The organism is Vibrio sp. TRT 1302, assembly GCF_050113875.1.
GTDB lineage: Bacteria > Pseudomonadota > Gammaproteobacteria > Enterobacterales > Vibrionaceae > Vibrio.
Window position 1 is genome coordinate 1 of record NZ_JBNJOF010000002.1, and the last position, 12,288, is coordinate 12,288.

Consider the following 12,288-nt stretch of genomic DNA (forward strand, 5'->3'; position numbering starts at 1 on the left):
TGCTGTTGCTGTTGCTGTTGCTGTTGCTGTTGCTGTTGCTGTTGCTGTTGCTGTTGCTGTTGCTGTTGCTGTTGCTGTTGCTGCTTTTTACGCACTATGTCCAGATTCTGTTTGGCATCTTTGTGATCAGGTTGTTCAGTTAAGATCTGTTCATATATCTCGGCAGCTTGGTCGAGTTGACCGTTCTGTGCATAGGCATTGGCGAGGTTGTATCGTTGCGCTAGTCCTTGAGCATCTTGTAAGGAGTCAATGGCAGCCGAAAAATCACCAGCCTGATATTGGGCAATGCCTTTCCATTGACTGTCTTCAAACAGTTCGGCAGCCGCCGCATATTCTTGTTTGTTATATAGCTCCATCGCTTTTTGATTGTCATTAAGCCAAGGATTGGCGAGTGCTGGCTTAGGTGACAAAGCTGGCAACAGTATCAGTGTGGCTGCGAAAAACACACCACGTCTGAATACGAGAAGCGCAGGAATAACAAGGAGAGGCAGCAGCCAATAACCTTGGTTGATTTGTTCTGAAATCGTTTGATCGGCTAACGCAGTGCTGGCTCCATCGACACGGGAAGTCGCCAGAATAATGCTCTCTACGTCACTGTTTGTCGCCTGAACGGGTACAAAGTAGCCGTCCAACTGAGAAGCTAGCGCTCGCATATTGTCGAAGTTGGCTTTTGCGACTACAGGTTGTCCGCTGCTACCGGTCATGAGAGAACCATCAGAAAGCTTGATGGGTGCGCCCGAACGAGTGCCGACCCCCAAAATAACGAGTCGCCATGGCGTGCCGGCTAACTGATTGGAGATGGCTCGTTGCTCTACATCATCGATATCATCCGTTATCAGAACGATGTCACCGGAAGCCAAGCCAGTATTAGTCATCATATCGATCGCGAGCTTTATTCCTGCGGCGGCGTCAGCGCCGGGATATGGCATCAGGTCAGGGGAAAGATTTGGCAGTAAATTAGCGATGGTTTTACTGTCACTGGTCATGGGACTGACCTGATAGGCATCGCCAGCGTATGCGACGAGTCCTGTACTGCCTTCTTTCCAACTAGACAAAAGGTCTGTCGCTTTGAAGCGCGCCTGAGTTAAACGGTTTGGTTTGATGTCGGTAGCATACATCGACATCGACATGTCCATCACAAGGACGCGGGCACTACTGTTTGTATAACTAGGGCGGGGTTGTTTGGACATGCTGGGCCCAGAAAGAGCAACAATCACCACGATTCCACAAAGGGCTGTGATATAGAGTCTCACGGTTTTTTTAGCCGGTGCAGACACTCCCATTGCTGCGGCAAGGTGAGGAGCAATAAGTGTTTGCGTACGAGTTCTTTTGACTAACCAAAAGATCACCATCGCCCATGGTATAAGTGCCAACCACCACCACGGATAGAGAACGACAAACTCAGACATGATCTCTCCTTAGTACCAACAAGAGTGTGAAACTAAGCAGCGCTATTGAGAGTGGTAGCCCAAACCACTCTTTTTGCGGACGCCAAGTTTGCGATGCGTTGCTTATCGGTTCTAGGCTATTGATGGTATCGTAAATGGTTGCCAACTCGCTGGCGTTACGGGCTCGAAAATATTGCCCTCCCGTGATTTGCGCAATTTGCTGCAAAGTCTTTTCATCGAGATCTTGGGCGGTATTGACTTTTCGGGTCATAAAAAATTCTTTCACCATCATTTCGCCTGCACCAACACCAATGGTGTAGATAGTTGCTTGATATTTCTTGGCGATCTGTGCGGCTTCAATAGGGTCGAGTACACCTGATGTGTTACTGCCATCACTAAGAAGTACCATCACTCGCTGTGGCGCATCGCTATCAATAAAGGTTTTGGTTGCCAAACCGATACCTTCGCCAATGGCGGTCTTATCACCAATCAGGCGCAGTACTAGTGAATCCACTTGCTGGGATATTGAAACTCTGTCTAATGTTAATGGCGTTTGTAGGTAAGCATGATCAGCAAAGAGCACCAATCCCAGCCGATCGCCTTTGCGTTGTTGAGCAAAATCTGAGACCACTTTTTTAACTGCGGTAAGACGGTCGATATACTCGTCTTGACTCTGCATATCTTTTTGACTCATAGAGTAGGAAAGATCGATCAACAGCATCAAATCTCGGTGCTTAGGCTGGCTGGTGATAGGTTCGCCGTACCAAACCGGCCTGGCTAAGGCGATGATGAACGTAAGCCAAAAGAGAGCAGCAAGCAGCTTTGCCACTCTATTTTTGGGAACCTGACCACTGGATGATTTCGGAAGATAGGGCAGGCGAATCGGGGCCGAAGCTTTCATACTCGGCAGCAAAAAATAGATCAACAACGGCAGTGGTGCCAGCAACAAGGCCCACCACCAAACGAAGCTGACGTTAGCCACGCTTTCTTCTCCTTTTTTTCGGTGGCAGTGCCTGCTCAACCCAGTCACTGCAATGCTGAATGAGTTCCGGTGCATTGTCGATGGGTTGAGAAGTGTAGAGTGCCTGTTGCCACAAATCGTAGTTATCACCAAAACGAGAACCACCCGCTTCGCTGTCTAAAAATGCATACCACTCCTTGCCCGTTAGTTGGGCTATCTCTTCTCGAGGGTAGTAGCAGAGTGCCGCTTGTCTGACTAACTCGAACGCCTCAGAAGGTTTTTGGCCTCGAGCCAAAAGACGTAGTGCTGTTTTCTTGGGGGCCAAGCGTTTTCTGTTCCAGCGAATGACTAACAAACTGGCCATGAGCAATAAGGCGACACCAGCTATGCTAGCCCACCATCCCCAGGCTAAAGGCAACCACGCTGGTGGTTCTGGGAGGTGCATAGCGTTAAGAGGTAAAAGTGATTGTTGAGTCTCGTTGCTCATTTTTGAAATCCGTGTAGTTGTTGAGTAAGAGCAGCATCGCTAGAGAGCGTAGAAAAACTGATGCCTAACTTCTGTGTTAGTTGCTTAAGATAGTGCTGCTGTTGTTCGAAAGCCTGCCCTATACCTTGGCGGGTCTTAGTTGATGAAAAATCTAGCCATAATGTATTGCGTTGATCAGACACTTGCTCGCTACCACGAAAAGCGGTTTCGCCGCGTTCGAGTGGGTCGACAATTTGCACTAATCGCACGCGGTTGTGTTGAGTCAGGCGACTGAGTTGTGGCTCCAATGTCGGTGTAAAACGAGAGAAATCACTCAGTATGATAATTTCGCTACCCTTTGGACAAAGACGCGCAATCGCTCTTAGGCCCTGCTCAAAGCCATAGTCAATCTTGCTGTTTTGTTTTAATTGCTGTTGATGGAGTGTTATCAACGACTGAATGAGCGTTAGCGCCCCCTTATTTCTCCCTGTAGGTTTGAGTTCGACAAGACGTTCCCCAGTATCGATTACCGCGCCTATACGATCTTGCTCAGTTACGCTCAGCCAAGCGATTAGACTTGCCATATGCGCGGCCTGAACCGACTTCAGCAATAGTGTCGAACCGAACATCATACTAGGTGATAAATCGATGTAGAGGATGATAGGTTTTTCACGCTCTTCTGAGAATAGTTTTGTGTGTGGTTTGCCGGTGCGAGCGGTCACACGCCAATCGATGGTGCGAATATCATCGCCCGCTTGGTATTGTCGGACTTCACTAAAATCCATCCCTCTTCCTAGTTGTCGGCTTTGATGCTGACCGAGCATCTGTGACCATAAACTTTTGCCAGGTGGCAACCACTTGATGCACTGTTGCTTGTAGTACATCAGTTCATCTAGTGAGAGATTTACGCCATCGCTGTAGGGAGGTAATCTAGTGTCCATACCTTAACGCCTCAAGCACTGCCAACTAAAGACAACAACTTGCTAATGACTTTGTTCGCTTCGATGCCTTCTGCTTGAGCCTGATAGCTGAGTAGTAAACGGTGACGTAACACTGGGTAGGCCATGGCTTGAACATCTTGCGGGGACACGTAGTCTCGGCCATTGAGCCACGCATAAGCACGTGCACAACGATCAAGTGCAATGGTGGCTCGTGGGCTAACACCCATTTCCAACCATTGCGCCAACGTATCATCGTATTTGGAAGGCTCTCTTGTAGCCATAACCAAACGAATGATGTACTGCTCAATGGTTTCTGCCATATGGATATCCAGTACAGCTTGACGCGCAGCAAAAACATCCGCTTGAGATAAAGAGGGGGGCGTAACCCTGTTATTCCCTTTAGCTTCACCACGATTCAGGCGCAAAATTGCCAGTTCGCTTTCTGCGTCAGGATAACTCACGTCTAGGTGAATCAAGAAACGGTCAAGCTGCGCCTCCGGTAGAGGATAAGTACCTTCTTGCTCGATTGGGTTCTGGGTTGCCATCACGAGAAACAGTTCTGGCAATGGGTAGGTTTTACGACCTGCCGTTATCTGTTTTTCTGCCATCGCTTCGAGCATCGCAGCTTGCACTTTGGCAGGAGCGCGGTTGATTTCATCCGCGAGGATCAATGAGTTGAAAATAGGTCCGGCTTGGAAGCTGAATTCGCCAGTTTCTGGCCTAAAAATATCAGTACCCGTGAGATCTGCGGGTAAGAGATCCGGAGTAAACTGGATACGATGAAAATCGCCTTCGATGCAGTCAGCAAGAGACTTTACCGCACGTGTTTTGGCAAGCCCAGGAGGCCCTTCAACAAGAATATGGCCATCTGCGAGTAGGGCGACAAGTAATTGATTCACGAGTTCGCTCTGGCCAATAATTTGGCTATTCAAATAATCGCGCAGGTGTTGTAGAGCGTGTGCGTTCATGATTTCGCTTCTCCTTATTTTTTCACTTAGTAGCTCGCTAACTGAAAAAGTTCCGTGTGAAATCCATCTCCTCGGTCAAGAGGTGAATATATCAGCAGGCTGCGATAGTAGCATCTCGACAAATGTATGTATTTCAGTTGGTTAAAATATGGGGGTGAAAATCTCAGTTGCAAGTTTTCATTTGTGCAAAGTTAGGTTGTACGTCGAATCTCTCATCAAGAAAAATTGCATTTCATTCTTATTGATTAATTTATAAAGAAAACTGACTGTCAGTCGATATGCTAATCTCATGGGAAGGGTCTAAATTAGGGATGGCACTTTGGTGATAACACCGAAGTTTACAGACCAAGATATCAACGAATGTAGAATGGCTTGGAAAGGCGCAGAATATGAAATTGAACTCGATTAGTATCAAACAGAAGGTGGTTGCAGGTATTACTTTTGCAGTATTGGCCTCGACCATCATTGTTGGGGTTATGGCTCAGCGACAGGCGCGTGAAGTACTAGAGCACCGCTTAGTTGATATCGAACTGCCTTCGATGCTCGAACAAATTAATAGTGAAATTGACCGCGAAGTTACCCAACTTTTATTGGCTGCAGAACAGATAGCCAACAACGAATTTATTAAACAAGCGGTTGATACTACTTCTATCTCTCCTGATGTTGAAGCGAGGCTAATCAAACAGCTGAATAATGTACGTAGCCAATACAAGTTGAATGACGCTTCTGTAGCGAACCGAAATACAGCTTACTACTGGAACCAAAATGGCTTTCTACGTCAGTTAAATCAGCAGCAAGATGGCTGGTTCTTTGGCTTTAAACAATCAGGTAATGCGACGTCAGTCAGTATTTTCCAAGAAGCCAATGGCGATGTGAAAATGTTTGCCAACTATCAACTGGCTAACGGTCTTACCATGTCTGGATTATCTAAGTCGATGGATGACATGGTGAAGTTACTTAATGGTTTTACCATTGAGAAATCCGGATTTGTATTTCTAGCCGATGCGAAAGGCGATGTACAAATTCATCGTGATAGTAGTAAAGCGAAGTCTTCATTAGCCAAGCTGTTTGGTGGTGAGTCTAGCTCATTACTGGGTAAGTCTGGTTTCAATCTGATTGAGTCAGACTACGAAGGGCAACGCGTTTTTGTCGCTAGTATGTACATTCCTTCAATGAACTGGTTCGTTATTGGTGTAGTGCCAGTTGATGAGGTGTTTGCTGATCTGGATGCGGTCGCAAAGCAGATGATGATTACAACGATTGTTGTTGCTGCGCTATTTATTTTCATGGGAATTTTCTTAGCGAATAGTATTGCGCGTCCAATTCGTGAAATCGCTTCTCGTTTTGCTGACCTAGGAAAAGGGGATGGTGATCTATCTCAGCGTATCGCGATCAGAGGCCATGACGAAATCGGTCAACTATCGGAAGGTTTCAATGACTTTATTGAGAAAATCCATCAATCGATGAAGGAAGTTGCTTCAACCAGCCACGCGTTACAATCGGCGGCGGATGGGGTGTCGAGCAAAGCCAATACCACTTATGATAACAGTCAGATTCAACGTGATCAGACCATTCAAGTAGTGACAGCGATCAACCAGATGGGTGCGACGATTAGCGAAATCGCTAGCAATGCAGCGACAGCCGCGGATACAGCGTCACAAGCATCGGACAATACCCAAGTGGGTCAGAATGTTGTTTCTAAGGCTAAAGATGCGATCAGCCGTTTAGCGCTGGATATAGAAAATACAGGCCAAGTGGTTGAACAGCTGGCATCAACGACTCAAGAGATCGGTTCAATTCTGGATGTGATTCGCGACATTTCTGAGCAAACCAACTTATTGGCGCTTAATGCTGCAATTGAAGCGGCACGTGCAGGCGAGCAGGGACGTGGTTTTGCGGTGGTTGCCGATGAAGTAAGAAATCTCGCTAGCCGTACAGCTGATTCGACGGAAGAGATACAGAAAATGATCAACCAGCTTCAAAGTGATGCAAAAGATGCCGTATCGGCAATGGAAGCAGGTAAGAGCGTTACCGGAGAAGGTGTCTCTGCGTCTGATGAAGCTGTGGAAGTGTTGGTCAATATCTCAGAGCGTATCCATGACATCTCGGACCGAAATACTCAGGTAGCTACCGCGACAGAAGAGCAATCGACGGTTGTTCATACCATCAATCAGAACATTGAAGAGATCAATGCTATCAATGAAATGACCACAGGAACCGCGCAAGAGTTAGCGGCAGCAAGTGCTGAGCTTAAAGAGCTTTCAGTGCGTCTGGATACAATGGTGGGTAGCTTTAAACTCTGATGTAGACTGGCATAACGGGGGCTAAGTGGGTAAACTTAGCCCCAGTTGTATTTTATAAGGTAAGTGAGATCATGAGTGATTTCGAAAAAGAGCTAGAACAGATGGCTCAGGAAATGGGTGACGAGCCAGAAGTGGCATTACCGTCGATTGATGAGCAAAAAGCGATTGCACAAGAGTTAAAGAAGCTTGAAGCCGAAGGTAAATTGACCCCAGAAGTCCTAGAGCAGTACTTTGGTAAGTTCTACGCTAAGAATGATAAGCCAGTGCATTAATGTGTATTGATGACTGATTCAGAAGCCGCCGAGTGCGGCTTTTTAACGTTTGGAAACAAAGATGTTTATTGTATATCGTTTAATTAAGCTGGCGCTGATCTCCGCGCTGTTTTTCACTATTTATGATTTGATCGCATTCGGTGAAATTACCTGGGTTGGGCGTCTTTTATCGCATATCTAGCCTAAGTCATAAAATTCAAAAAAATAGACGTAGCTACTAGAGATAACTCTTTGTAAAGTCTAGGCTAAAAGTATCAATTCAATCACTTAGAGATATCTGATGGAACAGAAACTCTACTATTGGCTACATAGGCTCTATATGTTGGGGCTTAGAATTGCCGCTAAAGTGTTGCCCATTACGAAACCAACACTATTTATTGGTAAGGATGCCTTAAAGCAGCTTTGTCACAGCGTTTCCATCATGGGCATTGGTAAGGTTCTAATTGTGACGGATGCCGGTATCGTCAAACTAGGCTTTGCCAAACGACTCGCTTTTGAATTTGAGCGAGTTGGCGTCAAGTGCGTCATCTTCAGTGACGTCCTCCCTGATCCTACCTATGATCAAGTTGATGCTGGATTAGCCATCTATCGAGAGCAGCAGTGCCAAGGTGTGGTCGCGATTGGTGGAGGCTCGCCAATAGATTGTGCAAAGGTTATTGCTGCGTGTGCGACCAATAACAAACCAGTGCGACGTCTGGTTGGATTATTGCGAGTTTGGAAATCGCCAGCACCAATTTTCGTGATTCCCACCACGTCAGGGACAGGTTCTGAGGTCACCGTTGCAGCGGTTGTGTCTGATCCAGTTACCCATAAGAAAACCCCAGTTATGGATCCTAAGTTGGTGCCGATTGCGGCAGCGCTTGACCCTTCTTTGATGCTGGCGCTACCTGCCTCAATTACAGCCCAAACAGGCATGGATGCGCTGACTCACGCCATTGAAGCATACATTTCCTGCAACGCTACCGCGGAAACAGATCGCTATGCACTTGCAGCCATAACCCTTATAGACGAGAACCTAGAAAAAGCGGTGAGATTTGGTCAGAATGCGACCGCACGCCAAAACATGGCATTGGCGTCCTACTACGCTGGGCTTGCGTTTACCAAAGCCAGTTTAGGTTATGTTCATGCCATTGCTCATACCCTCGGCGCTAAGTACGGTACGCCACACGGGCTGGCCAACGCGGTGGTTTTACCCCATGTATTAGAGTTTTCCAAAAACGAAGCGGAGTCGAGCCTTGCCGAACTTGCGTCTGCGTTGAACCTCACTAATCCATACACCCCTGATCGAGACAAGGCACAGGCCCTAATTGAGTATGTAAAGTCGCTACAACATAAATTGGATCTGCCGACTCATTTTGACAATATTCTTCATGAGCATGTCAATGAACTGGCCAAACAATCGTTACACGAAGCGAGATGGAACTATCCGGTTCCTAGGTACATGCAGCAAGAAGAGTGTGAGAAAATGCTGCTTGCGATATCCACGGCGAAATAAAAACAGCCCTCAAGCTAAGCTATGAGGGCTGTTGTGACTCAACGAGACTAACGTGCTATTACTTCACAGTCCACGCGATGGTTTCACCCGCACGAATTGGCACCACAACATCTTTGCCAAAAGGCATAGACTCGGCCACCGGCCACTCTTGTTTAGTTAGAGTGACGGTATCCGTATTACGTGGTACCGCGTAGAAATCTGGGCCGTTATGACTAGCAAATGCTTCTAAATTCTCTAGCTTGCCTTCTTGTTCGAATACTTCTGCATAAAGCTCTAGCGCTGCGTGTGCTGTGTATGATCCCGCACAACCGCAAGCCGCTTCCTTCATGCCTTTTGCATGTGGTGCAGAGTCCGTACCAAGGAAGAACTTCTTGCTGCCGCTTGTCGCTGCTTCAATTAGAGCTTGCTGGTGAGTATTGCGTTTAAGAATCGGTAGGCAGTAGAAGTGAGGCTTGATGCCACCTACTAACATATGATTGCGGTTGTAAAGTAGGTGGTGAGCAGTAATCGTCGCCGCGACGTTGTCATTCGCATTTTTCACAAAGTTTGCAGCGTCGGCTGTAGTGATATGTTCAAGAACAATCTTTAGATTAGGGAAGTCATTGACGATAGGTGCCAGTACAGTGTCTAAGAACTCTTTCTCGCGGTCAAAGATATCAACATGGTGGTGAGTGACTTCGCCGTGTACCAGCAGTAACATTCCCACTTCTTGCATCGCTTCTAAAACAGGGTAGATGTTCTTTGCATTCGTCACTCCTGAATCCGAGTTGGTTGTGGCACCAGCAGGGTAAAGCTTAGCGGCAACTACGGCACCAGATGCTTTAGCTTTACGAATCTCATCAGGTGTTGTGTTATCTGTTAGGTAAAGTGCCATTAAAGGCTCGAACTGTTCACTTGGCTTCTCTGCCATGATGCGTTCACGGTAAGCCAGAGCCATATCGGTATCGGTAACAGGTGGGATTGTATTTGGCATGATTAGCGCGCGTCCATTGTAGCGGCTAATGTCTCGCACGGTATCCTTTAGAACTTCGCCGTCACGTAAATGAACATGCCAGTCGTCAGGACGTGTGATCGTAAGTGTTGTCATTTTTGCTCCCACCATTGTAAAAGTTGTCTGATTGGAGCCTAACCGGTGCGAAAACCTTGAAGGCAAACGCTTACGCTTAGGCGACAGGATGATAGAGCAAAGCGCTTTCTATTTCATCTTCTTTTTTGGTGGAAGCTATTGGTTGGCTAATTACTCGCCTCAACGGTTGTGGTTAGCGAACTGTTAACCATAGTGCGTGAATCGAACCTGGAATGAAAAAGAAAAACGTCAGAATCAGGTTGATGACGAAGTCTTTATTCAAGCCTTTATCGAGAAAAACTGCTAAAGGTGGTAGGAAAATACACAGTAGGATCATCACTAGTTTGTTCATAAGTCTACTTAACTCCAATAAATTGAATCGATCGGTTTGTACCTGTTCGGCATTATCTCGTTCCGCGACAGGATGTCTATTCTATTAGCCTAGCAGACGACAATATTCAGTGTATTCTTACGTGTTTTAAGCGCAGATGTCATTTTTGAGACGCTCAGTGCTTGTTGGTTTTTTGTAAAATAAACTCAATTAAATCAAACGGAATTAGGTATAATACCGCAACAATAATTACTGCTTAGGATAAGCAATGTCAGCACCTATTCTTTCACAAATCAATGTCTATCCGGTCAAATCCGTTGGCGGTTTGTCACTCTCAACTTCTTGGGTTGAAAAGCAAGGTTTGATGTTCGATCGCCGTTTTATGCTTGCCTTGGCGGATGGTTCGATGGTCACTGCACGCAAGTACCCACAGATGGTTAGAGTCCAAGCGAATCTCTCGCCAGATGGTGTTATCTTTACTGCGAAGGGATATTCAAACCTACGAATTCGCTACTCAGAATTTAAAATGCAACAAGCGCCAGCACAGGTGTGGAGTGATAACTTCGTTGCTTACACCACGACAGATGCTGCCGATGATTGGTTTAGTGACGTCCTTGGCCAGCGTGTGGAACTGCTTTATTGCGGTGAACAGTCGAATCGTGTGCGTGAAAAACTCGGCCATAACGTGAGTTTTGCCGATGGATACCCTTTGTTGGTGATCAGTGAAGCATCGCTATCCGAGCTCAACCGACGTAGTCCTGAAACTCATTCTATGGATCAGTTTCGTACTAACTTAGTGGTTTCTGGTACCGAGCCTTTTGCTGAAGATGGTTGGAAACGTATACGTATTGGTGAAGTCGAGTTTGAAGCGGTGAAGCCTTGTGAGCGTTGCATCCTGACCACGGTTGATGTCGACAAAGGTGAGTTTAGAGCAAGTAAAGAACCACTGAATACCTTGTCACAGTTTCGTGCAAATGAGCGTGGCGGGGTATTTTTCGGCCAGAACCTCGTTGCTCTTAATGAAGGTGTGATTCATCAGGGCGATAAAGTTGAAGTGCTGGAATACAAAGATAAAGAGTTCTATCCCGACAACAGTCCAAAAACTTTGCTGATGACATGCGTTGAACGCGAAGAGATCGCTAGAGATTTCATCACTTTCTGGTTGGAACCCCAGCATGGAGAATTCCCTGTTTATCAGCCAGGTCAACATCTGCCGATTACATTGAGAATTGGTGCGGAGACCATCGCACGCCGCTACACCTTATCATCTAGCCCTTCAAGACCTGGTCGACTGGCAATATCAGTTAAGCGTATTGATGGTGGGCGTGTCTCCAACTGGCTGGCTGACAACTTTGCGCTCGGTGATTCGCTAACTTGCGAAAGGCCAGATGGCAGTTTCCATTTGGGTGATAAGTCCAGCCAGCCGTTGTTGTTGCTTTCCGCTGGCAGCGGTGTCACACCTATGCTATCGATGTTGCGCTATTTGGCAGATCATAATCAGCTGGATGACGTGGTGTTTTATCACCAGTGCCGTAGTGTAGAGGACATTCCATGTAAGTCGGAGTTGGATGATTTACGTCGTCAACATCCTGGTTTAACGGTGCTCATCTCCCTTTCTCAGGCACCTATCGATTGGTTCGGCTTAAAGGGACGTTTAACCCTAACTCACCTCAAACAGATCAAGGATGCGGAATCCCGCCAAGTATTTGTTTGTGGTCCTGATGGCTTTATGCAAAAAGCAAGAAATTTGCTGATTAAAAAAGGACTACCGGAAGAAAACTATCACCAAGAAGCGTTCGGGGTGAGCCAGATTTCTCAGCAGCCAGTTAAAGAACTGATGCTAAGCGTTAATGGTCACGTTTTCAAAGGGGATAATCAGAAAACACTGCTTGAACAAGCGGAAGATGCGGGAGCGCCAATCGCTAATAGTTGTCGTGCTGGTCTGTGTGGTGCATGTAAGGTCACAGTGGAATCAGGTGTTGTTCATCAACCCGACGTGCCCGCGCTGCAAGAGCATGAGCGAAATATGGGGGTAGTGCTTGCATGTTGTAGCGTACCGCAAACAGATGTTGAAGTGGTAAGTTAAACGTTCATTCT

Annotated in this window: 11 protein-coding genes; 4 read left to right on the forward strand and 7 right to left on the reverse strand. The window is 46.6% G+C overall.

The genetic code is table 11. The features are described from left to right. The 5 genes from ACQEXP_RS02750 to ACQEXP_RS02770 all read right to left on the reverse strand — a co-directional run. A partial coding sequence (locus tag ACQEXP_RS02750; RefSeq protein WP_426968047.1) for a vWA domain-containing protein occupies nt 1–1,409 on the reverse strand: 1,409 nt, incomplete at its 3' end. Beyond that, nucleotides 1,402–2,370 carry a vWA domain-containing protein gene (locus ACQEXP_RS02755; RefSeq protein WP_269375657.1) on the reverse strand — a complete coding sequence of 323 codons (969 nt, stop codon included), beginning with the start codon at nt 2,368–2,370 and terminating at the stop codon, nt 1,402–1,404. The genes ACQEXP_RS02755 and ACQEXP_RS02750, both read right to left, overlap by 8 nt. Further along, nucleotides 2,363–2,836: a DUF4381 domain-containing protein gene (locus tag ACQEXP_RS02760; protein ID WP_426968049.1), complete on the reverse strand. Its 474-nt coding sequence runs from the start codon at nt 2,834–2,836 to the stop codon at nt 2,363–2,365. The genes ACQEXP_RS02755 and ACQEXP_RS02760 overlap by 8 nt, the downstream gene beginning before the upstream one ends. Next, entirely contained in the window at nt 2,833–3,756 is a 924-nt protein-coding gene (locus ACQEXP_RS02765) for a DUF58 domain-containing protein (protein WP_426968051.1), read from the reverse strand. Before ACQEXP_RS02765 ends, ACQEXP_RS02760 begins: the two co-directional genes overlap by 4 nt. A gap of 11 nt (nt 3,757–3,767) precedes the next feature. Then, on the reverse strand, nt 3,768–4,724 hold the full coding sequence (locus ACQEXP_RS02770) for an AAA family ATPase (RefSeq protein WP_426968053.1): 957 nt from the start codon (nt 4,722–4,724) through the stop codon (nt 3,768–3,770). 389 nt (nt 4,725–5,113) lie between these two features. Here ACQEXP_RS02770 and ACQEXP_RS02775 point away from each other — a divergent pair, with 389 nt between their 5' ends. The 3 genes from ACQEXP_RS02775 to ACQEXP_RS02785 all read left to right on the forward strand — a co-directional run bounded on the left by ACQEXP_RS02775 (nt 5,114) and on the right by ACQEXP_RS02785 (nt 8,794). Next, nucleotides 5,114–7,027: a methyl-accepting chemotaxis protein gene (locus tag ACQEXP_RS02775; RefSeq protein WP_426968055.1), complete on the forward strand. Its 1,914-nt coding sequence runs from the start codon at nt 5,114–5,116 to the stop codon at nt 7,025–7,027. A 71-nt stretch (nt 7,028–7,098) separates the two neighbouring features. Continuing rightward, nucleotides 7,099–7,299, forward strand: a complete 201-nt coding sequence (locus ACQEXP_RS02780) for a restriction endonuclease subunit S (protein WP_138973218.1) — start codon at nt 7,099–7,101, stop codon at nt 7,297–7,299. A 280-nt stretch (nt 7,300–7,579) separates the two neighbouring features. Continuing rightward, complete coding sequence (locus ACQEXP_RS02785; RefSeq protein ID WP_426968057.1) at nt 7,580–8,794, forward strand: iron-containing alcohol dehydrogenase; 1,215 nt, start codon at nt 7,580–7,582, stop codon at nt 8,792–8,794. Between the two features lie 58 nt (nt 8,795–8,852). On the opposite strand, the gene pyrC is transcribed toward ACQEXP_RS02785, so the two are convergent. Beyond that, nucleotides 8,853–9,881, reverse strand: a complete 1,029-nt coding sequence (gene pyrC / locus ACQEXP_RS02790; protein ID WP_269375651.1) for a dihydroorotase — start codon at nt 9,879–9,881, stop codon at nt 8,853–8,855. A gap of 172 nt (nt 9,882–10,053) precedes the next feature. Further along, complete coding sequence (locus tag ACQEXP_RS02795; RefSeq protein WP_138973221.1) at nt 10,054–10,212, reverse strand: YqaE/Pmp3 family membrane protein; 159 nt, start codon at nt 10,210–10,212, stop codon at nt 10,054–10,056. Nucleotides 10,213–10,459: 247 nt separating this feature from the next. Here ACQEXP_RS02795 and ACQEXP_RS02800 point away from each other — a divergent pair, with 247 nt between their 5' ends. Continuing rightward, nucleotides 10,460–12,277, forward strand: coding sequence for an MOSC N-terminal beta barrel domain-containing protein (locus tag ACQEXP_RS02800; protein WP_426968059.1), 1,818 nt, complete (start codon nt 10,460–10,462; stop codon nt 12,275–12,277). Nucleotides 12,278–12,288 lie beyond the last annotated feature (11 nt).